Here is a 26,251-nt window from a genome sequence, read left to right as displayed (position 1 = left end):
TAACATTGGAGGTAGCAGGATGGACATGTTCCAGTATTTAGATGAACTACAGGTAGATTTAAGTAGTAAGCACCTTGAAGAAATTGAAGAAAAGTATTTTCGTATTTGTTCCAGGTTAGCTGGAGTGGATCGATCCCTTGCAATTAAGCAAGTGAACTTAAATGAGTATGTGAATGGCCTTAAATCTGGCCTCCACCAATCTATTACATTGGCTCAGCAACAATCGGCCAAAGCAATCTACTTTGAATATGATTTAGATAACAACTGGGATAGCGCTTTTTATATTTGTGAGCAATACAGTACACTCGAGGATCATGATGATGATTGGGCTAGTGATTGGCTTGAGGATCTGGAAGGCCCTTCTTTAGAAGCGTTTGCTGACATTTATGCGTTAGAAGGATTTGATGGTAATGAGACAGCTCTCGGTTCAACGATATACTTAATCGCTAGAACCGTTGTATCTTATGCCAAAGCATATCAATCACTACCTGGTGCAAGTTCACTCGCAGTTTGTATTGCTTTTCATGATCAAGACCCTATCCTTAGAATGAAGAAATTGTGATAGTATGCGTAATCATTGTGTGCACCAAGTAGAATAAGAAAACCGCTCCTTAAATGAACTGCACCTCCAATTGTGTCTAACAATTGGGGTGCAGTTCACATAGGTAGCGGTTTTCTTCGTCCAATCTCGTACTAACACCTTACATACTTGCGCTTAAAACCTATCCGCCCTTGATCCACGGCCTTCTGGATGTTCTCAGAAGCTTGTATTAGCTTGCTCTTAGGCTTGTCCTTATTCACTTCAACAGGGCCAACCAGCTTAGCTGTCTCCACTGCCTGATCATGCAGAGGTTGATAAGATGTCGCTACAGTATATATGAAGTTATTCATAGAAAATTTTGTTCGTTCCGGCGAATCATGAATTGTATCTTTTACCTGGTCCAGCATTGCTTCTAGCTTATCTGAGGAGAACTCACCATCCTTCCGGCTTCCGAGCAACCAACAGTAACAGCTCCAGCCTGCTGACATCTTCAGCTCATCCCCACTCGCGATCCAAGCATCGGCAACCTCTTGAGCAATATCTGTTTCCGCGAGTGTGACCGCTACGATATAATCAGAGATCATGTAGAAATAAGCTGTTTCCATCCAACGCTCAAAATCTGCTGCAGTCATGGCTTTGGGGTCGGCAATAACGCCAGCAAAATACATTGCATCGTAATTGCCCGTAGCATAGAGTTGGTCAGCAAGTTCCTGGTCTTTCTTAATCTTGCGGGACATCGGCTTCATCGCACCAGTAGCAACACCAAAAAGCGGCTCGTGCGCGCCATTGGACATATATATTTTTTTCGTCCGTTCCTTACCCAAGGCTTCAAGCTCCTGCATCACTTCTTCTAGATTCATTAAGTTTCCCTCCCTATTCAAAATATTTTTTTATATGTCATCTAATCCCTACAAAAAGTTTCATCTAACTGCCCTAAATATATCATTCCAAACCTAAACTTCAACCCTCAGTTGTTATGTCCATATCTCCCCCACTTTCAGTACAAAAATGTAAATAATAGACCTGCAATAATCCGCTATGGTAAAATAGAGAAAAGTATCCATCAAAATGAGGTATGAAGAATATGATCATTACACACAACTTGGTAGCTAACAATTCGTTGAAAAAGCTACAGGAGCACTCAAAGACAAGTTCGAATAAATTAGAGAAACTATCTTCTGGATTGAGAATTAATAAAGCCTCTGACGATGCTGCCGGACTGGCTATATCTGAGAAAATGAGAGGACAAATTAGAGGATTGGAGCAAGCATCTAGAAATATTCAGGACGCCACTTCGCTGATCCAAACAGCAGAAGGCGGCTTAAACGAAATAACAAACATTTTACAAAGACAAAGAGAACTAATTATTCAAGGTTTAAACGATACCAATACGGATCAGGATCGACAGAAGATCGATGAAGAAATACGTCAACTTACAAAAGAAATCGATAGCATCGCCAGCAAAACAGAGTTTAATACCATCAATTTATTAGCAAGAGATGATTATGACATCATAGCCACTCGTCCAAGTAACAATACTGTAGATTCCATCAACGATCCACCCCCAGTTTCAACCATACATAAAACGATTAGTTATAAACCGATAGGTACACCTGAAGAACCCAGGCATTTAGTTAGTAGTTCCGATACCTCAGTAACGAGCAACACGCATTCCATTACAAGTAATATTACTCCTATTATCTTAGCCGATTCTAGAAACGGCTATAATGAGTACACAGTCGAAACCCATACAACAACGAAAACTGATACTAACACTTCAATCTATGAAGCTTTAACACTGTTAAACGATCCACAATATAGCGAGCCAGCCTACTGGTATTCTTCTGGAATGAACAAAACCAGTTTTGGCCCCAAAGATTTGGGTAGTATTTATGGTGCAATGTTTGAAACTGTAGAGCTTAACGGAACTACGCGAGCGCTTGAATATACATCTCGCACTACGCCAGGTACTGTGCCTGCACGAGAACACATGTGGTTTCCTGGTACAAGTTTATCTATAACCCGGTTCAGAACGGTGTTACCCGATAACTCTATGGAGATTAGATACGAAATTAATAACAGGGATGCAGCAGATGCAAATTTCACACTAAAAAATGTATTGGATCCACCATCAGGCTCTGTCATAAGTGATGCCAACGGTAATCCATTACTCACTGGCAACACCACTATTGTATCTCCATCAGGAAGTACATTTAACATGGTAGGATCTGATGCTAATGCTAGCGTTATTTTTGACGATTCGTTAGGATTTGCATCCCCATCGGAATTGACAATCAACAATCCGGCTGGAGCGCAACCACAGCTTAATTTTGATTGGGATCTGACCATACCTAGTGGTTCAACGGTAACATTAGGGTTTAAATATGGACCATTCTCTCTAAACTTTGATGTTTATGAGTCCACTACAGAAACAGAAATAACTCAACACATTGAAACAACAGTGGTTACCGACATACAAGATACAGATTTTTCTCCTAAAAGACTAGTCATGCAAACTGGTCCGAATCAAGGTCATTCTATTGATATTCCATTATTTAATGTCAATACAGTACAATTAGGCAGTAACAACATCGGGGTATTACCTCCAGTCATACCTGACCAGGCTTTGGCTCAGACAGACGGAGCAATTGAAAAAGTTTCAAACTATCGCGGGGTGTACGGAGCTTTACAAAATCGATTGCAACACACACTAAATAATACGACAAACGCCTCTACGAATTTAACCTCTGCAGAGTCTCGTATCCGTGACGCAGATATGGGCAAGGAATTGTTGGAGTTAACAAAGGCCAATATCTTAACCCAAGCTACTCAGGCCATGCTAGCCCAAGCTCAACAGAGCCCACAGTCTATCCTGCAGTTACTAAAATAAACATGATTGCAACTACAGATCATTGTGTGACTATAAGAAAGTAATGCCCCCTTGAGCGATTATCTTATAAACATGCAGTTTACGCGAATAGCCGCATCTCCTATGAGTAGCGGCTATTCGCGTAAACTGGTTTTTCTTCAAATCGGAAATATGCACCTCGAAAAATAGTAATACATAATCTACGAGCTAATAATTGTTTTTATTTACCTAGTATATGACTTAACAACTTATTCGCCATAGCCTTACCTTGGGATATACAATCCGGAACTCCGATCCCACGGTATCCCCACCGCCAAGGTACACACCTGGCATAACCGTTGCCAAAGCATCGTCCAGCTCCTGCATACGCTCCAGATGTCCCACCTTATATTGTGGCATTGCATCGGGAAGTCGGTTTACTTCCGTAAAGATCGGCTCGGCAGATATGCCCATCATCTCTTCCAGTTCACGGCGTACATGGTGCACCAGCTTCTCATCTGAGAGCTGATCATCATTCTCCTGCCCGTATTTGCCCACATAAGCTCTTAACAGAATGTGACCCTCTGGAGCCGTATGTGCCCATTTGGAAGACGTCCAGGTGCAGGCGGTTACCGTACGTCCTTCTTTACGAGGAACGACGAAGCCCGATGCATCCAAAGAGATACCGACATCCTGCTCGCGATAAGCAAGTACAACATTCATCACGGATGCGTAGGGAATGGTTTGCAGTAACTCGGATATAGATGGGTCTGGCAATAACCTAGCTGCTACATGGGCAGGAGTAGCGATTACCATCGCATCTGCATGAAGCTTCGTTCCATTATGCAAGTGAACAACATAACGCTCCCCTTCATGTGTGACACCTGATATTTCTGTATTCTTCATCATATTAATACTGGAGGATAACGACTTTTCGAGATGAGTTACGACCTCTTCCAACCCTCCACGGGCACTTAGAAACATGCTTTTCTTCACCGTACTTGTACTACCACTACCATTACCACTTCCAGTTTCACTTGTAGTTTTAATTGCCTTCTGGCTCGATTGGGTAGATTGCTTCGGAGCCCTGCTCTTCCGTACACCAAGCATACCTACAATAAGGCTCCGATGCTTTTGTTCCGTTTCTTGCAGCATCGGAAAGGTAGCCTGCACACTTAGAGCATCTGCATTCCCTGCATAGATCCCAGCCAGCAATGGCTCGGCAATCTGTTCCAGCACCTCATCTCCGAGTCGTCTACGAAGCAGTTGACCAAGAGACTCATCTGTTGCACTTGACCTTTTTGGCAAAACCAGATCAGCAGCAGCTCGCACCTTCCCCCGCACAGTTAACAGCTTCGTTGTAATGAACGGTTTCCACTTTGTCGGTACGCCAAGCATAAAGCCATCCGGGATGGGATGCAGCCGATTCCGATAGGCAATGTAACTGTGGGATATCCCAGATCTTGTGCCAACGATGTCATCGCCGATGCCCAGCTCCTGCATAAGTTCAATAATTGATGTTTTGCGAGCAAGAAACGAGTCCGGCCCCCGTTCAATGACAAATCCATCCCTTTTCCCGGTATGCACATGTCCGCCGAATCGATCACTTTTCTCCACCAACACGATCTCTGCTTCAATTGCGTGCGCCCTGCACAACTGCTCTACATAATAAGCCGTACTCAGTCCCGTAATTCCGCCTCCAGCAATAACGATTTGCTTCCTGCGTTGTTTATCCATTTCACACTTCCCACCATTAATATCTTTGTCGCAACGCAGACGGAATATAGGCACATGCAGAATCACTCGCCATATAGTCTCCCGTAAGCGCATACGCTCTTGCCCTTGATCCACCACACATCGTTTTGAATTCACAGACACCACATTTGCCCTGTAATTGCGACTTGTCTCGCAACGTCTGCATTACTGGAGAATTCCTGTACACATCAATGAGCGCTTGCTCCTTCACATTGCCGCACACAACAGGCAGAAATCCACTAGGATACACATCGCCGGTGTGACTGATAAATACAAAACCATCACCATCATTCACACTTTGAGGTGCACGTCCCAGCATATCCACACGTTTCATAGAGCTACGCTCGGATCCCGCTACCCCGCTACCCTGCATCATCACCCGCCGATAGTGCGGTGCCTCCGTCGATTTCACCCCGTATGGCATCTCTTGCGCAATGCGCACCATCCACTTCATGACCTCTTCATGCTCTTCTGGGCTAATCATATCCTTCTCTTGGGCTCTCCCTGTCGGGATCAGGAAAAATAAACTCCACAGAACCACGCCCATCTCCTTCACCTTGCGGCTAATCGCCTGCAAATCATGCAGGTTGTATCGGGAAACGGTGGTGTTCACTTGAATGGGAATGTGAGCCTCTTGCAGATACTGGATGCCCTTCATCGTCATATCGTAAGAACCCTTCGTTCCGCGAAAATGGTCATGGATCTCCGCTGTCGAACCGTCCAGGCTGAATGCCCAGCGGGATAAACCCACTTCTTTCGCTTTCGTTATTGCAGCACGCGTCACCTTGGGTGTAGCACTTGGTGTCATGGAGACAGGAAGCTGCTTCTCCTTGATGGCATACTCTGCTAACTCAAATAAATCCGTTCGCATTAACGGATCACCACCCGTAAACACAAATAACGGCTGCTCTTCCATTGCCGCAATGTCATCGATCAATTTTTTCCCCTGCTCTGTTGTCAGCTGCCTTGGGTCTGCTCTATACTGGGCTTCCGCGCGGCAATGAAGACATTTCAGAGCACATGCTCGTGTGACCTCCCAGATCACAATGAACGGATATTTAGCATAATCTCGCGGTTTTATCTGAGGCATCATTTGAGATTTCATCATCCATTCTCCTCCTCATACACATTCCATTAATTTTAAAGTAGCTGGAATAGCATGAAAGTGAGATGAATCACAATTATGTATTTGTCCTAGATCGCCTGCTCACTTGTATGAAAATAAATCAAAAAAAACCGGACTCACCGCCGTATGGAGGTAAAGACCGGTCTTTGATTATCTATATTCACGTAACTTCGAACTGAAGTTATAAACACTAGCGAATTCAGATCGTGTTTTTATTCAACAACAGTCCACAAATTTAATGCCATCATGCGGATGATCTCATGTTCATGATTCCGATAAGCTCTTAACCGATCGGCAGAAGCCTCGTTCCATAATAAAGCCTTTCCGGCAATCTTCAACAGCGAAAGACCAATATATGAGGAAGCGAGCTGCGGCTGAGCATTCAACCGATCCACGAGTTCAAGCAGCCCCTCCGGTTTCCAGTAACCTTTGCTGTCATTGACGACTCGTGCAACCTGATGGTATGCATAGTCCAACAAATAAGGCTGTCCATCCACCATCGCAATAACAGTATTCAAACTAGCGACTGCTCCGTCAGTATTGCTCCAATCCGTCATAGCTAGTTGCAACTTGATCACAGAAGGTTTCATCGTATCTTGAGACTGGAGACATTCAATTAAGCCTTCATATAAAGGAACAAGTAACCGCCTAACAGGGCGAGGCAATGAGGCAAGTTTATCAATTAAGGCGAGCAAACGCTGCCAGTGTGGCAGATCACGCTCGGTTCCGGCATTCCAATCAGCGGTCGTTTCAGCATCAGCTAATTGTCTGCAAACGGCGATAACCTGTTCATTCGTTTGGCCATCATGACAAGTTGCAACTAGTGTATCAAGCGCTGCTCCCCAACGTGAGCTATCCTGCAGATTACCGAGTGCTCTGCTCGCGCAGGTCGCAATAACCTCTTCGTTCCGTTCACCCACCGGGTCATTGCCCGAAAAGCTTCTTTTGCAACAGTCGAATCCGTATGATCTGCAATCTCTGTAATCCATTGCAGATATCGAGGACGCGCCTCCACAGGAAGATCCCCTGGTTGCTGGTTCAGTAGGCTCCGTGCGATGTCCCGCTGTGGGGACGAAGCCATTGTGCTCATCATCGCCCAGCTCCGTTCATCGTCAAGACATTGCCTTGCCGCATGACCTATAGCAATAATCACGTCTTTGTGCGTATTCGGTTTCTCGTATTCTCGAACGAGCAGAGACATGCTATCACTCGTTTTATAAGCGCCCAGAAGTCGAATCGCTTCTTTTCTAACCGTAACTTTCAGTTTCTCCCGATCTAGCAGCTCTGAGAGAATGGACGTTAACAACACAGGACTTACCCTGCGTGCACATCTAGGAATCGAATACATCGCAACACGTGCCCGGTCTCCCTCTAGGTTGTCTAACAAAATAGGGAGTGCCTTCTCCGGCTCTTCCCATAACGAAAACGCATGAAGCGCTGCTTCAACGACGTGTACTTCCTTATCCTGCAACAGGACTTCCAGTTGATCCGAAGCATAGTCGGGCATACTCGCAAGAATTCTCATCGCCGATGCACGCTCATGGAAGCTGCGTTTGGCATCTAATGCGACTCGTTCAAACAAGGTAGCAAGGGCTTTTTGCTGACGTGGCAGCCAACGATAAAATCCATTATAGGCTGGCACAAGATAGATCGTTTTGCCTGATAGATGTTTTCCTTTAATAACTTTTCCTGAGATAAACGGGTCTAGCCACTCTTGTCGTTTCAAATGCAGATGGTTGAATACTCATAGAATGTAATGAAGGACGGATCTCTGTCGAGCAGCTCTCTGACTCTCTCATCTCGCGTTTTATAAGGAGCTAGCCAGTGCCGCACAGCCTGTGCAGGAGACTTTTGAGTTTTGACCAATTGCTCTAACAAGTGTTGGAGCTTCGGCAGTCGCTCTACAGCTTTACCGAATGCATCTGCCATCCGCAGAACTACATGGTCATTTTCACGTTTGTTAGCTTCCGTGGCAAAATAAATCTCATCAAAAAAATTTCAAGTGCATGACTGGGTATGCTATCCCAATCTTTGGCGAACAATACAAACTGCCCACACGCATAACCATTCTCTCAAATGTTCGCAAAGCGAATCTAAATAGCTTGCTCTCCGGCTCCAGTGCATGCTCCCTCAGTAAGTCAAAAGCCAATCTTTCCGTTACGTTCTTCGTCCCATATGAGGTATCTCGTGCTTCAACCACACTATCTATCAACACGGTTAGATCCTCTATATGCTCCTCCTTGAACATGTGCGCGGGACTATTCGACAGTTCTGATATAGCTGCAAATCGAACCGGATCTTGGTCGTTTTTGATTCGGGTCAAGAAATGAAGTGTATCGTCCATACCGCGCCGAGATAGAATTGTGCTCTGAATCAACCGCCTATAAGCTAGAGCACGCTCATCCGCATTAGATACTTGAACTGATCCCTCTAGATCCGCTCTCGTATGTCCAATCAAACGCCTTGTTGTAATTTCAAACGTCTGATACTGATCATCGCGAATCTCCCGAAGCTCCAGCATACGCGAAGCTTCCTTATCCCGTAATTGATGTGGCAACACATCTAACAACGAGGTAGGAAATACACGTGTTTTGCGCTCAGCTTCTGGATATGCGGCGTCAAACATCGCTTGACGAGATGATGGGGCGTTCATCCAGCACCTGGGCAACATGCTGGGTTGATCTGCAAGCAAGGTGACCAGTGTTGTCCAGTGGGCTGTCGTAAACCACTTTCTTTTTTTCAAAATACCTGCGGGCACCCCATGATTCAGAAGATACCCTCTTGCCTCTTCTCTGGTCAGCAGTTCAAATACACCCTCAGGGTTAGCCTGGATGAGCATACCTAAATGCCGCTTAAGGACAGGATGAATCTCGTCCTTCGGTCCATACTTCAGGGCGCAATCTATAACGATAGCAGGTCTTGTAACACTAAGTTTCTCAACAACGGAAGAGAGCTTCCACCATACATATCCCTTTTCCCGATGCGTAGCCTTCTGCAGCTCATTCTCCAGATATTCGGCAACCAGATCCGGGAAACGTCTCGTTAACTTCCGCCAATTATGTACCGCATAACCTAAGTCGGAGAGTCGGCTACGAACCGTCTCCTCGCTACATACAGATAATAATACCGCAGCCTCGTGCGCTCCCAGCGGGTAAGCACAACGGGCAACAATCGCTCTGCCCAATCCGGTCTACCGATGTTCACAATGCTCTGCAACAAATGGCGACGGCAGTGGTAGGACATTGTTGTGATCTCGGATTCAATGGCATATCCAGGATCGGTGATGAGCTCTGGCAACAATCTAGCCGCCCGACCTCTGACCCCTGCCTTAGGATGCTGCATGGCGAACACTACAGCCTGTTCATCCTTAGCAACTTGAGCCCCAGTCAGTGCCAAATGTGCCTCGTACGCGGTGCCGCTCTCCAGCAAGCTTATTAGTAACGCCGAATAGCCTTTATCTTCTCGGTGCACACGCGCGAGCAGCGCCATTTGTTTCATCCTATTGGAATATCCTAGTGTGTCTAGCTCCTTCAGGAGCTGTTCTTGGTTTAGTGGTGTTGGATTAAGTGTCATTGGTTCTGCTCTCCCTTCATCTCATGTAACCGTCTGAGCATTCTTACAGAGATATCTCCTGTTTAACCCCACAGGATACAAAATCTCTCAAATCGTCATAATCATTAATACGCTTAACACCAGCTAAAGGTTTTGCAAAAAAATCCCACCATTCATCATCGTAGAGATTTTGGCGTCTTCTACTGTGATTATGGTGGGTGCATATCATACTAATTTCTATTTATTTTGCCACTCTATTTCCAGCATCCATTCGATTTGCTACTCTACGTTTTTTAGCGACTCCGTCATATGAATATTGGCAATGTTCCTTATTAATAGCAGGTTGGACAGCATGGTTAACAAGAACGCCAGCAGGACGGAGATCAGCAATCCCGTCACATTTATTTGATCCGGGATTTGTTGATGGTACTAGATAATGCCTTAATTACAAGCGTGAAACAGTACATACCTAGAGGTATGGCAACAATAGCTGCCAAGGCGGTTAATATCATATTTTCCTTAAAAATAAGCCTGTTGATTTTACCTATGGGATAACCCAAAACCTTGAGCGTAGCAAGCTCTCTGTTCCTTTCATGAATGTTAATAGATGAGATCGTGTAAACGGCTCCCAAGGAGAGAATTACCGCACTAATGAGAAACATCACGAACATAAACTGATTCTGTTTCAGAATATATCTGGCTGATTCCTGAATTCCCACCTTATCCGTAAGGGAGTTCACACGTTGATCCTGTTCAAAAAAATGGCGTATGCTTGCTAACTCTGTGTCATCATTAGCTTTAATCAACATCGTGGTTGGACGGTTATCGATCTTAAAGCTCTCCAAATAGGTTGACGTGATATAGAAGGATGGGTGATTAAACTGATTCGTAATCTGGGTAACCTCCATCGTTATGGATTGATTCCGCAGCTCTGGCTGCGTGAAGCGTAGTTGAATGAAGTCGCCTTCTACGATGTTGTAATGATCTGCATAGGATTTCGGTACAATCACACCATGATCCCCATAGCGATTGGTTGATCCACTTGATCAAACAAATGAATGAGGTTGTTTTCTTTTTCCATCACGACCATTGTGGCATTCTCTCTATCATTCCCCTCTACTAACTCTACAGGCAGATTAGAAATGAAGTGATGGCTTTGAATACCTGAGGGCAGGTCGATTGCCTCAAGCGTAGTACCTATTTTGTAATCTACTCTCAGATCATAGGTATACACATCTTCAATCTGGTTGGCTATTTTCAGCAATGATGCTTGGGTACCTACGGCTATGATCAGCAATACCATGCTCACCATTGTTCCAATGGAGCTTGCCACTGCCTTCTTTTTGTTCAGAAATAGGTTTCGTAAAATGATTTTGTGGCTGAAGGAGATTCGTTTCCACATCCCCGGAATTCGTTCGATCAGCAGGTTCTTCATGTTGCGGGGTGGCTTCGGACGCATGGCATGAGCTGCACGCTCGTTAAGTATCGTTCTACCACTCCAATAGACGGACAAGAGCCCAAAGCTACTAGAGAACAGTAGCGGCGGTAGGATCGACCATGGGGAGAGAGAAAATGTAATGCCAGGCAATGAATACGACTTGGCGCTAGATGCTGTGACCAATGGGATAAACACGTAGAGGGCTATGATGCAGCCTACAAGAGAACCAATCAAGCTAACCAGCAGAGCATACCCCATGTAATGAAACATCATCCAGCTATTCTTAATCCCCAGAGCCTTCATGATGCCGATCTGACTACGCTGTGAGTCGATTGTTCTGGACATGGTTAGAAATAAAATGATTGCTGAGATCAAAAAGAGAATGAACGGGATTACTTTACTCATCATGCCGTTGTTATAGATGGTCTGCTGGATCTGGGCATATCCGTACGACCGCTCTTTGCTTATTTGCCCTAGATACGAAAGATCTGCGGATTGTTCTTCCATGGTCTGCGCTACTAGATCCACCTCTTGCCCTTCCTTGGTATCAATGAGCAACTCATTGTAATACAGACCGCCTGCAATCTTCGAAATCGCTTCTTCGGAAACATAGGCTATGGCATAGGTTTTATGGTCTTGCGTAGCGTTTTTCTTCACATATTCTACATTTTCAATCAGACCACTGATCTCAAACGCCTCTTCTCTTCCATCCGTGTTCAAACGAATCGAATCACCAACCTGATACGAATGTTCTTCTGCATAGTGGGAATCAATAATGATCTCATCTTGTTGGGAAGGATGACGCCCCTCTATGATCATCGGCCTATTGATCTGATTGTCGGACGGCAGTGAATGGATGGTGAATGCTGTTGTGTAGCCATTGAAGTATTGTAATGCATCTGTCGTATAACGTGCTTCCATACGTTTAACTCCGTCAACTTTAGCTAATTGTGCTATATCTTCTACAGTAACACGGTCATAATACACATTCAGATCACTTAAGTTATATGTTGCAAAATAAGCCTCGGAGTACTCACGTTGCTTCTGGCTGTAGCTGCTTAATCCCGCATAGAAGAAAGCGCCTACGGCGATGACCAACACCAATGCAATACATTGAACCACCGATTGTTTCATATCCCTGAACAGCTTCACGACTAATTTCTTCATCACCATTCAATTCCTTCAATGCTTTGTTTGTTATCATTGATGGTGATGGATTCGATGCCGCCACTTTTAACCTTAATGATCTTGTCAGCGATTGGAGCGATGGCCGCATTATGTGTGACTAGCACAACACATGTCTTGTGATCCCGATTCACATCTTGAAGCAGCTTCAACACAGCCTTGCCCGTAACGTAGTCCAAAGCTCCCGTTGGTTCATCACATAGAAGAAGCATTGGATTCTTGGCGAGCGCTCTAGCAATAGCAACCCTTTGCTGCTCCCCACCAGAGAGCTGAGATGGAAAGTTGTGCAGACGATGCGACAGTCCCACCTGCGTCAGTACAGCTTCCGCATCGAGATGATCCCGGCATACTTCCGTGGCAAACTCTACATTTTCCAATGCGTTCAGATTTGGGATCAGATTATAAAACTGAAATACAAAACCAACATTCTCCCCGCGATGAGCAGTTAGTTTCTTTTCGCTCCATTTCGTAATATCCTGATTGCCAACGATCACCTGACCGGACGTAGCTGTATCCATGCCGCCAAGGATGTTCAGAATCGTGCTTTTCCCCGCACCACTTGCTCCCAAAATAACGACAAGCTCACCCTCGGCTATCGTAAAATTCACGCCGTCCAGTGCCTTGATCCGCACTTCACCAATCTGATACGCTTTCGATACCTGCTTAAATTCAATCAGTGTCCCCATCATAAACATTTCCTCCCGTGTTATATGCCGTATAAAAGTCTTAGAGCCTGAACATAAAGCACCTATCCCCTTTTATTGTCTTCATTTCCATCATACATCTTGGTAGAATAACGACCTCCTGCAAGCGATGGATCGTAACATCCGTCTTAAGAAGGAATTCAGTGGAAGGATATTAGGTTGAAGTCGGCATACCAAATAGAGATGACTCGCGATCCACTGCTGGATTCTGCAAGCCATCTCTATGAACTTCATGTATCGCTATTGGAGTCTGGAGACTACGACTGTGACATGAAGTAATGCTATTTTTTCCGTACGTTCTTAGCTGCCCCAATATTGCTTGGCAATCCGTTGACCTTGATCAATCTTCGCCCATTGCTCGGATTCGCTTAGTTCGTTACCACCATCGCAGGATGCAAACCCGCATTGGTGAGACAACAACAGACGATCCTTGTCAATGATCTTGGATGCCTCGTCCAACAGACGAAGTACCCGACCTTCATCATCCAGTGTGCTTGTTTTGGAAGACAACAGACCGAGTACAATTTCCGTTTCAGGTCTGTCCTTGAATACTTCCAACGCTTCAATTGAACCTGCACGATCATCATCCCACTCAAGGAAGAAGCGATCATACTTCAACTGCTTCAAGAACAGATTCGCAATTTTTGCGTATGATCCTCCGCCCATGTTGCGGGAATCATAGTTACCGCGGCAGTTATGGGTCCACATTTTCAAGCCAAGGCTATGACCGAAGTCGATCACGGTGTTGTTAATATCAATGAATTCCGTAGCAAGACCCTGTACTTCCTCTTGATTGATATGCTCACCAGTAAACGGAGAGTTCGGGTTGTCGTCTGCAAACAGCTCCCACAAGCAATCATCGAATTGCAGGATTTTACCGCCGGCCGCAGCGAATTCTGTTACGAATTCTTTATAGGCTTTTACAAGCCCTGCTTTGAGCTCCTGAATGTTCTGGTACACCGCATCTGTGCCACCAATGTTATCCGACCAGGACAGCTCACCGAAGATATGGGAAGGTGACGGTACGCAGAGCTTCGTTTGCTGATCACCAGCCGTGTCTTGAAGCTGTTTGAACAGTTGAATGAAATGGTGATTCTTGGCGCTCAGTTCGCCAGTAATGCGGAGCCCAATGTCTTTGCGTGTTTCATATTTTGAAGTGCCGTCCACGTCTCTGAAAAAGTATCCATGATCCGCGATATAACGCTCCACTCCACCAAAGCCCACACAAAATCCAGATGCCACATGGACTTGGAGAATTCACCATCTGTAATAATCGACAGGTTATGCTCAATTTCTTTCTTGACCACCTGCTCGATTGCTTTGGTTTCACACTGTGCATATCCCTCAAAATTGTTATAGAACGGATACTGGATATCATCACGATGTTCAATTTGCGTTTTATATTCTAGCAGCTCATCCGGCCGCAATAAACTTCCTACGATCTGGAACTTATCAGTCATGTAAATAACCCCCTCGTTGTATACGAGTATCATATCACGATAGAGGCAGCTAGAAGAGATACTTAAAAACCATAACTAGTTATAGCTTTTAGCTATATCAAAATGAAAGAATATGATGTTCTGCTCTTCTAAGTTAATGATTTAAAAAAACTTTTTATTCCATTCACTGCTCGCCCAACAGTTTCATAACCAGATTTCATCAAATCCATTGCCTTGCTCCTAAGTCCTTGGGCACCTTCACATATCTTTTCACCTATTGTTGAACCTGCCATGTAAGCAACAGTTCCACCTACAATTGAGCCTAGTAATGCTCCTGTAGCAGTTCCTACAACAGGTATCCAACTTAATACAGTTGCTCCGATAACTGCCCCTTCCGCAGCACCAATCCCGCCTGTTATTAAGCCTCCAACAGCAGATACTGTGACGCGCTCAATCTTTTCAAATCCTTCAACAACAGTCAACTCACCTTCGGCTACTTTGTTCATCACCTTTATATTCTCAATGGATATTGATGCAATTGTAGCAATCACTCCTGCTGGTGTACCTTTGGGTAGTATATTGATAAGTCCTTTTTCAGAGGCAATTTTAAGAGCTACAGCAGATGCACTTTTAATACTAGCATCAGTTCCCGTCCTTATTGCCAACTCAATGACTTCATCTGATTTTATCTCCTGATTTGACATTTTTTTGTATATAAGATCATAACCCACCCCAAAGGCTACCGCTTGAAACCCTGCTGTCGCAACGTTCTTTGTCATATGTGAAGTTAAGTCTTTCATTTTATAATAGTTCCAATCCACATCTAAGGATTTTCCTTCTTGCGCAAGTTTTTGTAATTCCTTCCCCTTCTCTTTGCTTAACGGCGCACTAGTTATATTTCTTATACCAATTGAATCTTTACCGTTAGAAATATCTCCAGCTTGTCCTTCAGACACTAATTTTCCTTGAAATGGATAGTGCCCACTACGATAAGCTTTATTTGTAGCCTTTGAATCAGCATAGAACTTAGCTTGGTATTTTTTAACGACTTTTCCCAGTTCATCTTTTATTACAAGATCAACAGAATTCTTAGCATATGATTCTCCTGGTTTTGGAGCTAACACTTCTGCTCTTAACTTTTGTCCTCTCAAAATTGCTTCCATATTAAATGTATTTGCATGATGCTGCTCGAATATAAAACCATCTAGATTAGCATTCATATTGATTGAACCATTTCGATTTCTGATGGTTTCATTCATTAGCTGATTAGAGTTTGAAATCACACTATCAATATTTTGAAGGTATTGCCCAACCTTATGAATTTCCATACCGATAGTTGCTTCTTGAATTTTTTCATGGAACCACTTTTCTTTAGACGTTCCTTGTTCCATTGCAAAATCTAAACTTCTGAGATTACTGTTCTGAACATCAGTTGCCAAAACAAGCTCGTCCTTGGTCACCCTAATCTCTTCCTGACTCAATTCAGGTAAATATTTCTCTAGTTCCTCTTCTATCCAATGTTCATCTGACTGCAAAGAATCCTTTTTCGAATAGCTTCCGACAACATCTTGGATGATCTTGATTACCTTTTCATTTTCATTACCAAGACTATCATTCTCCACAAGAGAACTCATTGAGTACCACCTCCTTAGCGTTTAGATGCTGATTTAAAATGGTTGTTTTTATATCCCTCAGAAAGTGCTGTGAGCTTATCCTTAAAGAGTACTGAGAGTGATGTTGTATTTTCAATTGAAGTAATAATATCTTTAGTAGTTACTTGATTCTCACCTAAAACAAACGCTGTTTCGATACTTTCTTTAACTACGCCCTCAATATCTGCTCCGCTAAATCCTTCCGTTTTTTTACTGAGTTGATTGAGATCAATCAAAGCCACATCATTTTTCCTTCTCTTGGTTAGGTGTATTTCAAAAATTTTCTTTCTTTCAACAGAATCAGGTAGATCAACATAAAAAATCTCGTCGAATCTTCCTTTTCTCATTAATTCTGGTGGGAGATTCGAAGTATCATTCGCTGTTGCCACAACAAATGTAGGGCTATTTTTCTCTTGCATCCAAGTGAGGAAATAACCAAATAGTCTTGTAGCTACTTCAGCATTTCCGGAATTACCGATACCAGCAAATGCTTTTTCAAGTTCATCTATCCACAAGACACACGGTGAGATTGCTTCTGCTAATTTAATTGCCTTACGCATATTCGCCTCAGATTCGCCAACATATTTCCCTAATAATTTTCCCATGTCTAATCTAAGCAAGGGAATTCCAAATAAATGAGCTGTTGCTTTAGCATTTAAGGACTTACCACAACCAGGTAGCCCTACAACCAACACCCCTTTAGGTATATCAACACCAAATTCTAAAGCTTTATTCATATTTTTAAAAACTTTGGCCTTATTGGACAACCAGTCTTTCAAATTCTCCAATCCACCAATTTCTCCAAAGGTTTCATTTAACGAAACCATCTCCAAAATACCAGATTTCTGAACCATCTGATATTTTTGATCATAAATTAGATCTAAGTCTCCCTTTTTCAAACTTCCCTCTTTTGAAATAGCAAGTGATAGGATATTGACTATCTCATATTCTGTCAAACCTTTAAAAGCTACGGTCAGGTCATCAAGCAATTCTTCTGAGGGTTCTTCGAATCCATTAATTTCAATAAAATCTTTAATGAGCTTTTTTATTTCATTTTCACCCATATAGTCAATCTCAACAATAGTAATGTATTTTTCCAGTTCTGTGGGTATTTTAAGTATCGGAGAGACTAAAATAATGGTAGCTTCTAATCCATTATAGATCTGAATTGCGATTTCTTTTAGAATCGACATTACATGAGGATCTCCAATAAAATGATGAACATCCTTAATGACCAACATTCTTCCTTTCAACTCATCATCCATCGACAGGAGTCCTAATATTTGCTCTAAGTTATTCATATCACTTAACAGACGATTTTTTGTAAGGAAATTGACTAGACCTTTGGAAGCATTCCACTCTATAATTTCTCGACCATACGCAATATCTTTAATAATCTTATCTACTTTTGTTTCTTCAAATGTATTAAGGTATAAAATTGGAAACTGAGCATCTACGTAATGAAGTAATTTATGACTTACTGAATTGATGTGCATATAATTATCGTCATCCCTTTATTATATAATTTTATACATTTATTAACTGTATATATAAATTTCATCTTCAATCAATACAGCTAATTGATCACCATACAAATCTACATCAAAGGCAAGAGGACTATTAAAATCAAACGGAGCAACTTGAATTTCACTAAGTAACTCAAAAGATTGGGAATCCCATAATTTCACTTCTCCTATAAAGCTTGAGCAGGTTAATAAAACATCCTCGTAAATCTTCAAAATATCAATTTCACCCTCGTGAGCTTTCAGCCTGTTAATCTCACTTCCACTCTCTATATCAATCACAATCAGCTCGCCTATATCTACCAAACTATCGCTACAGGCTTTGTACGCTCCCTCCCCATACTTACTCTTATATTCCTTTTGGATTCCTCTATCATTTTTTGGGTGGCTTCGTAATGCAAATAGTTGATTTTTCCTAATAACAAAATCACCAATGCTTCCTGATAAGTTAACCACCATCTGTTGATTATTGAGTTCCATTAACGTTCTCTGAGATGGGATAAAATAATAAAATTTACCATTACTAAAATGATAGGTGACTGGACTTTGTTGATTCGTAACATTGAAGCATTCAATCCTTTTATCCTTCTTCAAACTTCCGTTGTACAAATTCACTTGACATGATTGTATAGTTAAATTGTCCGAATTATTTACGTTTTGATTCACACTATATAAGTACATTATCTCTTCGTGAATTCCGATTAAATTTACCCTCATATCCCTGAAATGCAATTTGGGATTGAACTCAACAACAGGCCGTTTCATTGGTTTATTTGAATCGAGAGTGAGTAGTTTATAATGACTAATTGCTCCCATTATTTTGTCATTCAATACTTCAATATCGAGACAATACATTTTATTGTTGTCTTTGATTATATTTACGCAGTGTTCATATTCGTACATTTTGTAGTGACCTAATAAATGATTTGAGATCGTTTCATAAATAGCTATGACATTCTCAAGCTCTACCATAACTACATTTTCATACATATAGACCTTTCGTGCTTTTTTAAAATCCCTATTTAAAAGATTGAAAAGGCCACCACGTTTGAATTTACTTCCATCAATTTTAATCGTTTGGGTTAATTCACTAATATTCATATGATTTTTGATCTTGGTACGATCACAATCAAAGTTTGAATCAACTGATGATTTGAACTTAGTATCTTTATCAGCCGTTAATTTAACATTCTGAAATACAATACGTTTTCCACTTGCATCAAAAGTATGATTTCCAATTAAATTGACTGTAGGATTATTTATACCAATATAAGTTATATTGGATAATTCATCGCTAATATTGAATATCTCATTTGTGGTATTTAACAAATAAAGCGTTCTACTATGATCCGTAATCTTTTCATACAACATCTGAAGCTCTGTCTGGGATTCTGCTACATATTCATTGTTACTCAGAATAACTTGGTCTGAGGTATACTTACTGATAACTTCCAGCTTCGCTCTTTTTTTAGTGTACTCCTGATAATTAAAACCTGATTGGTTAAAGTCCACACCAAACATATTGGAGATTTCCAAAGGCAACGTATCACTGTTTTCATTGAGATTTTGTAATAACTGAGCCTCTTTCGTATAGTATCTTTGCTCCAGCCAATTGACCAATCTGCCGTCCAAATAATACTCAATTACAGTCTCTATTTCGAAATTCGCTTTCAATTCTTCTAATGTACGCACTTGCTGTCCATTCTTCAGTCTAATTGGAAATTTAATGTTTCTTTTCAGCAATCGTTATTACACCCTCTCTTCTTGAATAACTACTCTTTATACCTTGAAGACATTTCCTGAATTGTGTTTTTCATCTTTTCCCTTAGACTTTTAGGGCTTAAGACCTCAACGTTACTCCCCTGGCTTAACAACCACATCAGACATCCTTCTCCATATACTTTTGCCTCAATTAAATAACCGCAATCCAATCCCTTTGATACCTGAGCATTGGGCAACCGATCTAACACTGCAGAAAGCGATGATCCATAATAATTGAATTTCAAATTGATTAGCTCTCCTGCATACATAAATTGAGACCGATTTCGTATTTCTCCTGTTTGAACTCTTTCCTTTTCCGAAATTGAGAACTGTTCTTTTATTAATTTAAAAAGTTTAATACGATCAATTCTAAAATATGCAGGGTACTCATATCTGCTTTCACTTATATAAGCAACTAAATAAAAATAAAATTCCGAAAAAATAATAGATACTGGCTTTACTCTCCTAACAGATTGATTGCCATCCATGCGTTCGTAAGTTATCTCTATTTGTTGCTGTCTTCTTATACAAGAGTTAATGTCCCAAATGAGTTTCAATAGCGGCTTATTATGAGTTAAAGGTTTGTAATGATGAAGTTCGTTGTTAATTGCCCCTTGTAATGCTTTCCTTTCCCCTACTTCAGCTTGGTTAACAATAGCCTTAATTAAGCCCTGCATTTCATCTTTTTGAAAAGCTCTGCTTTCCAACATTATTTTTGTGATTGCCAAAATTTCCACTGCAGTTAATCTTCCATTAGGAATCTCTGTTTTTAGGTACCCTTTTTTCGAATGATCGTAGATAACATCTTCTCCTGAATGCTGTTCTGACAAATAGACTCGAATATCATCAATATCACGTTGAATAGATCTTCCATTAACGCCTAAATTACTGGCAAGGGCATGCTTGTTTAAAATCTCACCCTTCATAAGCTTGTCATACAAGATTAGTATTCTTGTTACTTTATCCTCACTATGCATTTGATCACCACTAGTACCTTTTTCCTATATTCTACCACAGTAGTTAGACAGATTCTGTCACTTAGATATCTTAAAAACTTATAGAAACCATTAATAACAAAGAAGAGAGATAATAGGCGTGTATCCCATCTTCTCTCTTCTGGTAAAAATGAACTGCTATTCGTATTAGTTCGTTTGCTAATTTTGATAAAATAATCTCAACTTTGATTGTCTTATATTCAACGCCCTAGCTCTGATTGTGATTATGGAGATTTAGGCAGAGCAAACAACTCTCCTCACTGTTGTGCTCCGTAGCTCCTTTTTAAAAGCAAATGGTTTATTCTCACAACGTACTACGCCGTAACTCATAAAAATATTGCACAGCCGAATGCTTGGACTTCACCTTCTCGGACATGTTCAATATTCGCTTCTTGCCCACACGCCTGTCCACCAGAGCCAGAATATTCAACAGGATATCATCGCTCTCCAAGCTTACCTCTATAGAAGTTGTTAAGAACGTATTAGCCACCACGTTAAAATTGGATTTACTTAGAGCAGTCTGTGCGGACAAGATCTCTTTCGCTACGGCTGTACTTTTCTTACTTCTTGCCATGACGGGTAAACGATCCTCCGGCACGTTTCCTTTGGTCGCTTTTCTAACCTCTTCAATATCTTCATCACTGACCGGAATCTCAATCTGCGGATCATTCTTGATCTCCTGATCCGACTGGTACCAGCGGATCGGGGTCGTCTTATCCATCATATTAAGAATGTTCTTCTTATCTACAACAAGATAGCTAAGTCCAGCCTTATCCGGTGAATAACGATAACTGGTTGACCCATATTCAACTCTTCCGACTAACGCAGGACAGAGGAAACTCTCCAATTGTTGCTTCAATTTACTCCAGGACATAATTCCTCCTATGTTGATCCATTTGATAGATGCTGCACAACATGTTCACGAAATACATTTTAAGACAGCCATTCCACTCTTCATCTTACTTTACTATAACTCAAAAAACAGCACAAAATATCATGCACCCCTCATCTTCCTGCCGTAAACTTTGGAAAAAAGGAGGGTTCGAGATGATAACACTTCCCGTTCACACACTAGAATTAAAAGGTACAAACTACGAAATTGGCTATAGACTAGGTACACTAATTTCTGAAAATAGAGCACAACAACTCGCGTATACACGCACACTTGCAGGCTTTGGCGAGAACGAATATCGAGAAGCGATCCATCTCTTCGATGAATGGTGCCCAGGCATAACGGAAGAGATTGCTGGATTTGCAGAGGCTCTACATGTACCTGCCAAACAAATTGTATATTATGCCCTATCCTATCTGCTCCCGCGATGCAGCCAGATTGCCCTGCTACCCTCGATAACAGCACAGAACAAACCTTTACTTGCTCGCAACTATGAATTCAATCATCAGATGGAGGATTTTGCTCTTGTTAGAACCTCTGTTACAGGAAAATACACACATATGGGTACGAGTACGATGAGCTTTGGGCGTGACGATGGTTTTAACGAGCATGGACTTGCGGTCACCATGAGCGCTTGCGGTTTTCCCGTTGGGGCTGTGCCCTTCATGCGAGCCCCTAAGCTTAAAGGTTTACATTTCTGGGCGGCCATTCGGGCGGTATTAGAGCATTGTACTAATGTTCAAGAAGCACTGCTCTATCTCAAAGACATGCCGATTGCCTGTAATGTCAATATGATGCTGCTTGATCAAGCCGGTAACGCCGCTTTATTCGAAACGATGGATGGCAACCAAGCTACGAAGCACATTGACCCAGCCTCGCAAGAGCAGTTTCTCTGGGCGACCAATCATCCTGTGCTTCCGGAACTCATTCGTTATGAGCCACAGGCAGCGATTCATTCTTTGCGACGAGCCGAATGGATTGTTACCCAGCTGGAGGGATCGACTGGTGTAACATCTGAACAGCTCAAGGACATGTTATTGTCGAGCTATCCCCATGGGCTGTGTTGTCATTACTTTGAGGACTATTTCGGCACAACCAAAAGCATGCTGTTCTCCCCCGCAGACGGTATAATAGAGCTATGTTGGGGCGGCAGAGCTGAGAACGGCTGGCACACATACGATATCAGACACCCCCTACCAGAAACGGCGACTACGATTCAGATTCGCTTGGAGAGAGCGGACACATCGATGTTCGGATACCAATCATTGCACCGTTAATTATGGAGGAATTCCTATTGGACTACCGACCAGCATTAGAGCAGGCAATTATCTATATCGAAGATAGACTTGGTGAAGCAATTAAAGTGGAGGAGGTTGCGCGGTCAGCAGGGTACTCCTACTACCATTTGAACCGCCAATTCAGCGCGATATTGGGAGAGAGCATTGGCAGTTACATTAAGAAACGGCGATTAGCCAGTGCAGCTAAAGCTTTACTTTATACGAATAAAAAGGTGATTGAGATTGCGCTGGAAAATGGGTTTGAGTCCTCCGAGTCGTTTAGCCGTGCGTTTAAATTCAACTATAAGATTAGCCCACAGGAATACCGCATCAATCGCTTAGATACCTTTATTGCTTCCAAGTCAAAACTGCACACGAATGCTCTAGATCATCTCACGCTCAACGTCACCATACAGCCCACCATTGTTATGTTTCCCGAGACGAGGATCGCCGGAATACGTGGACACACCACGCTTAAGGATAATAAGCTAGCCGCCTTGTGGCAGGCGTTCAACCACATCGCTACTCAGATCCCCCACCGTTCTATTCCTGGACGAGGATTTGGCATCTGCGAGGCGTGTCATGAGAACAGCTTATACGAGATGAGTGATGAGGTGATATTCACAGAGGTTGCTGGCGTGGAGGTCGATTCTTTTGCAGAGCTGCCCGACCCATTCGTGCAAAAGATACTTCCAGCAGGACGTTACGCGGTATTCACTCACATAGGCTCACTGCGCACGCTTCCTCAGACCTTTCAGTATATCTGGGGCACATGGCTGCTTAATACAAAAGAGGAAATGGACGATCGAGAAGATTTTGAGGTATACGATCATCGATATTTGGGATATGACCACCCTAGTTCGAAAATTGATCTATATATTCCGATTAAGTAAGGTAAATAAGTTGTACATATATAGAGGGGGCTATCGCCGTATTACAAATAATAAAACAAACTGCGAAATTGCTGAAATCCAATCTGCTCGTATTGTATCTATCCTACCGTGATCCTAGAGTGAAATGGTTTGCTAAACTGTTTACATTGTGTGTTGTAGCTTATGCATTCAGCCCCATCGACCTTATTCCAGACTTTATACCGATTCTAGGCTATGTGGATGACCTTATTATCGTTCCAATAGGCATAATCCTCGCCCTGAAAATGATACCTCAGGTGGTCATTGAAGAGAACAGACCCAAAGCACAGGAGATGTTAAGCAAACCTAGAAACTGGTACACGGCTACCTTGTTCATTATCGTATGGGTTCTACTTGCTGTGTGGCTTAGTGTGTACGTGTATAACCATTTTATCAGTTGAAGAAGGTCACTACTTATAGATGAGAGGGAGAAACGAATGGCTAAGAAGAAGAAAACAACCTTACCCGCCGGTATTGAACAACTTATTAAAGATAATGACATTGCTGCCGTCAAAGAGGTATTTGAGCAATGCGAATGGGATGCCCGCGGAGGCTATAGCAAAGGTACGGCTCTCAGCTTTCGGCAGATTTCCGATGAACTCGTTCGCTGGCTAGTAGAGCAAGGAGCGGATATTAACGCTCAAGACAAATACCAGCGTACACCTCTGCATGCCCATGCTTCACACTGGTCAGGAAATGTAGCTCTACTCCTTGAGTTAGGGGCAGAGCTGGACGCCGTCGATTACCAGAACGAAACACCGCTGCACGCAGCCGTAAATTCGTTTAGAACTCAAGCGGTACAAGAATTGGTTAACCACGGTGCGGATATTAACGTGGAGAATAAAATGGGAAATACTCCGCTGGCTAAGGGATTAGTCAATTGCCGAAATACAAATATTGTTAACGTGACAGAGATTTCTAAGGTTTTATTGGATGCCGGAGCGTCAGTCACCCCAGCGATGAAAGATTCGGTGAAACGAATTGGCAAGGATTTTGAATTCATCCGAGAAAAGTATAATAAAGACCGTGTTGACGAAGTCTCAGACGCGTTACTCAAGCTGTATCAGCTCTTTGATGTGGAGCCGGTAGCGAAACGGATCATGCATGATGGAACTACGCCCATTCAGGTAACGACGAGCACCTGGCCCAAGCAGCACCAAGAGCTGTGGGAGTATCTTATCCCGCCTAAGGGACATGCCCAAACGGTACAGGGAGAGATTATCCGGATCACAGGGCGCGTGTCCCATGAAGTATTGGACAATGGTGGTGGCAACTGGGATGCTCAGTATCGTAAGATGCTGGATGCACTGATTCGGCACTTGGCCACGGGTACACCATTAGCTCCGGCACTTCTGCAAGAAGCAACTGACCTGGTTAGTAGGCTTCGTAAGGGTTCGGACTATGATGCGCCTGCCAGATTATGCGAATTAGCGGTGCAATGGGTGCTTGCTAATCCTCAGCCAGTGGCGATGGCGCAACCAGAGTATTCTCGCTGAGGTTCTGGAAGTATAACGAGATAAAAAAGAAGCGGCATCATTCCCGCTTCTTTTTTTAGAATTTTTGAAAAACAATTCCTATGCGTTTCATAATCTATTACTCATCACTTACTTTCCTGAAGAGCTTTATTCCACTCATAAAATATCTCGCTATGCGAGGAGACAGAGGCCATTCTTCTGGCAGTTGGGTCAATATAAGCTTTGGCTTGGTTAACTGCAATAATGGAGTCGCTGAATGCCGTCGCAATTAGACCAATTTTCGCTGCGTAACCCGCAGCATCACCAGCACAGTAAAAACCGGGCAAACTGGTTTCCATTCGATCATTCACTCGGAACTTATTCCATTCGCCTCGATCCATTTTCCAATCGCCAAGTTCTCCCCAATCACTACGTGTACCATGATTTACAATAACGGCATCGATATCAATCCGTTCCTTCTCTTGCTGCATTTCTCCATTCTCATCAAGACGAGATATCTCCACGTAAGCTATGGCATCTCCACCAGCATTCGCATGCAAACCTGAAATAGTATAAGGTGTGTATACTCTAACCGAGGACTCCATCATCTGCTTTACAGGCTGTTCGTGACCGCCAAATTGATTACGCCTATGGACCACAGTCACCTCGGCTGCAATGCCTTCAAGTTCATTTGCCCAATCTACCGCCGTATCGCCACCACCGGAAATAAGTACTCGTTTATTCCGATAATAATCCATATGGGTCACGGTATAAAACAGATTATTCACTTCAAAGCGCTCCGCACCATCCAATTCAAGTTTAACCGGTTTAGGTATACCATAGCCTACGGCGAGCAGCACGGTTTTGGTAAGATGCTGTTCCCCCGTCTCGGCGTATAAACGAATTGTGCCATCTTCCATCCGCTCGAAGTTGGTTATTTTTTGTCCCATTGCCATGGTTGGCTGAAAGGTTTTCCCCTGTTCGATCGTTCTGCGAATTAATTCTTCCCCGCGAACCGGTGCAGTTCCGCCGACATCCCAGATCATTTTTTCTGGAAACGTACGCAAGACACCACCCAATTCTTCATTTGCCTCAATTATTTTGGTTTTCATATCACGCATTCCGCTATAGAAGGCAGCATATAGGCCAGCTGGTCCTCCGCCAATGATCGTAAGATCGTAAAGTTCATCCAAGATGA

21 protein-coding genes and 2 pseudogenes are annotated in these 26,251 nt (G+C 42.8%); 6 read left to right on the top strand and 17 right to left on the bottom strand.

The window, feature by feature from the left end:
* Window positions 1-19 precede the first annotated feature (19 nt).
* Entirely contained in the window at window positions 20-562 is a 543-nt protein-coding gene (locus DMB88_RS04270) for a hypothetical protein (RefSeq protein WP_128100335.1), read from the top strand.
* A gap of 131 nt (window positions 563-693) precedes the next feature.
* Here the strand turns inward: DMB88_RS04270 and DMB88_RS04265 are convergent, their stop codons facing one another.
* On the bottom strand, window positions 694-1,401 hold the full coding sequence (locus DMB88_RS04265) for a DNA alkylation repair protein (protein WP_128100334.1): 708 nt from the start codon (window positions 1,399-1,401) through the stop codon (window positions 694-696).
* Between the two features lie 224 nt (window positions 1,402-1,625).
* On the opposite strand from DMB88_RS04265, the gene DMB88_RS31920 reads away from it, so the two are divergent.
* Complete coding sequence (locus DMB88_RS31920) at window positions 1,626-3,431, top strand: flagellin (RefSeq protein ID WP_128100333.1); 1,806 nt, start codon at window positions 1,626-1,628, stop codon at window positions 3,429-3,431.
* A gap of 219 nt (window positions 3,432-3,650) precedes the next feature.
* Here DMB88_RS31920 and hemG read toward each other — a convergent pair whose 3' ends face one another.
* The 15 genes and pseudogenes from hemG to DMB88_RS04205 all read right to left on the bottom strand — a co-directional run bounded on the left by hemG (window position 3,651) and on the right by DMB88_RS04205 (window position 21,393).
* Window positions 3,651-5,126 carry a protoporphyrinogen oxidase gene (gene hemG, locus DMB88_RS04255; protein ID WP_254438448.1) on the bottom strand — a complete coding sequence of 492 codons (1,476 nt, stop codon included), beginning with the start codon at window positions 5,124-5,126 and terminating at the stop codon, window positions 3,651-3,653.
* A gap of 16 nt (window positions 5,127-5,142) precedes the next feature.
* A complete protein-coding gene (locus tag DMB88_RS04250) occupies window positions 5,143-6,237 on the bottom strand; it encodes a TIGR04053 family radical SAM/SPASM domain-containing protein (protein WP_128104305.1) in 1,095 nt (364 codons plus the stop codon).
* A 245-nt stretch (window positions 6,238-6,482) separates the two neighbouring features.
* Window positions 6,483-7,190, bottom strand: a complete 708-nt coding sequence (locus tag DMB88_RS30760; protein ID WP_254438447.1) for a hypothetical protein — start codon at window positions 7,188-7,190, stop codon at window positions 6,483-6,485.
* Window positions 7,091-7,996, bottom strand: coding sequence for a HEAT repeat domain-containing protein (locus tag DMB88_RS30755; RefSeq protein ID WP_254438446.1), 906 nt, complete (start codon window positions 7,994-7,996; stop codon window positions 7,091-7,093). The genes DMB88_RS30760 and DMB88_RS30755 overlap by 100 nt, the downstream gene beginning before the upstream one ends.
* A complete protein-coding gene (locus DMB88_RS30750) occupies window positions 7,993-8,199 on the bottom strand; it encodes a hypothetical protein (protein ID WP_254438445.1) in 207 nt (68 codons plus the stop codon). The genes DMB88_RS30755 and DMB88_RS30750 overlap by 4 nt, the downstream gene beginning before the upstream one ends.
* 58 nt (window positions 8,200-8,257) lie before the next feature.
* Window positions 8,258-9,454, bottom strand: a complete 1,197-nt coding sequence (locus DMB88_RS30745) for a hypothetical protein (RefSeq protein WP_254438444.1) — start codon at window positions 9,452-9,454, stop codon at window positions 8,258-8,260.
* Window positions 9,343-9,843 carry a hypothetical protein gene (locus DMB88_RS30740; RefSeq protein ID WP_254438443.1) on the bottom strand — a complete coding sequence of 167 codons (501 nt, stop codon included), beginning with the start codon at window positions 9,841-9,843 and terminating at the stop codon, window positions 9,343-9,345. Before DMB88_RS30740 ends, DMB88_RS30745 begins: the two co-directional genes overlap by 112 nt.
* A 258-nt stretch (window positions 9,844-10,101) precedes the next feature.
* A pseudogene (locus DMB88_RS04240) lies at window positions 10,102-12,427 on the bottom strand (ABC transporter permease).
* A complete protein-coding gene (locus DMB88_RS04235) occupies window positions 12,427-13,131 on the bottom strand; it encodes an ABC transporter ATP-binding protein (protein ID WP_128104304.1) in 705 nt (234 codons plus the stop codon). The pseudogene DMB88_RS04240 and the gene DMB88_RS04235 overlap by 1 nt, the downstream one beginning before the upstream one ends.
* 318 nt (window positions 13,132-13,449) lie before the next feature.
* Window positions 13,450-14,609, bottom strand: a pseudogene (locus DMB88_RS04230) (cobalamin-independent methionine synthase II family protein).
* Window positions 14,610-14,737: 128 nt separating this feature from the next.
* Entirely contained in the window at window positions 14,738-16,222 is a 1,485-nt protein-coding gene (locus DMB88_RS04225; RefSeq protein ID WP_128100332.1) for a hypothetical protein, read from the bottom strand.
* Window positions 16,223-16,236: 14 nt separating this feature from the next.
* A complete protein-coding gene (locus tag DMB88_RS04220; protein WP_128100331.1) occupies window positions 16,237-17,736 on the bottom strand; it encodes an AAA family ATPase in 1,500 nt (499 codons plus the stop codon).
* Between the two features lie 42 nt (window positions 17,737-17,778).
* Complete coding sequence (locus DMB88_RS04215) at window positions 17,779-19,506, bottom strand: WD40 repeat domain-containing protein (RefSeq protein WP_128100330.1); 1,728 nt, start codon at window positions 19,504-19,506, stop codon at window positions 17,779-17,781.
* 29 nt (window positions 19,507-19,535) lie between these two features.
* Window positions 19,536-20,501, bottom strand: coding sequence for a helix-turn-helix transcriptional regulator (locus DMB88_RS04210; protein WP_128100329.1), 966 nt, complete (start codon window positions 20,499-20,501; stop codon window positions 19,536-19,538).
* 322 nt (window positions 20,502-20,823) lie between these two features.
* Window positions 20,824-21,393, bottom strand: coding sequence for an SF0329 family protein (locus tag DMB88_RS04205; RefSeq protein ID WP_128100328.1), 570 nt, complete (start codon window positions 21,391-21,393; stop codon window positions 20,824-20,826).
* Window positions 21,394-21,566: 173 nt separating this feature from the next.
* Between DMB88_RS04205 and DMB88_RS04200 the strand changes: the two genes are divergently transcribed.
* The 4 genes from DMB88_RS04200 (at window position 21,567) to DMB88_RS04185 (ending at window position 25,095) form a co-directional block, all read left to right on the top strand.
* On the top strand, window positions 21,567-22,688 hold the full coding sequence (locus DMB88_RS04200; protein WP_128100327.1) for a C45 family autoproteolytic acyltransferase/hydrolase: 1,122 nt from the start codon (window positions 21,567-21,569) through the stop codon (window positions 22,686-22,688).
* Window positions 22,689-22,705: 17 nt separating this feature from the next.
* On the top strand, window positions 22,706-23,581 hold the full coding sequence (locus DMB88_RS04195; protein ID WP_128100326.1) for an AraC family transcriptional regulator: 876 nt from the start codon (window positions 22,706-22,708) through the stop codon (window positions 23,579-23,581).
* Window positions 23,582-23,649: 68 nt separating this feature from the next.
* Complete coding sequence (locus DMB88_RS04190) at window positions 23,650-24,000, top strand: YkvA family protein (RefSeq protein WP_254438442.1); 351 nt, start codon at window positions 23,650-23,652, stop codon at window positions 23,998-24,000.
* Between the two features lie 36 nt (window positions 24,001-24,036).
* The gene (locus DMB88_RS04185) at window positions 24,037-25,095 is read left to right on the top strand and encodes an ankyrin repeat domain-containing protein (RefSeq protein WP_128100324.1); all 1,059 of its coding nucleotides are present in this window, start codon (window positions 24,037-24,039) and stop codon (window positions 25,093-25,095) included.
* Window positions 25,096-25,199: 104 nt separating this feature from the next.
* On the opposite strand, the gene DMB88_RS04180 is transcribed toward DMB88_RS04185, so the two are convergent.
* Window positions 25,200-26,246, bottom strand: a complete 1,047-nt coding sequence (locus tag DMB88_RS04180) for an NAD(P)/FAD-dependent oxidoreductase (protein WP_254438441.1) — start codon at window positions 26,244-26,246, stop codon at window positions 25,200-25,202.
* Window positions 26,247-26,251: the final 5 nt, after the last annotated feature.

Origin of the sequence: Paenibacillus sp. DCT19, assembly GCF_003268635.1 — a bacterium.
Classification (GTDB): Bacteria; Bacillota; Bacilli; order Paenibacillales; family Paenibacillaceae; genus Paenibacillus.
Note: the sequence above shows the minus strand (reverse complement) of the source record. Positions and strands in the feature narration are given on the sequence as shown.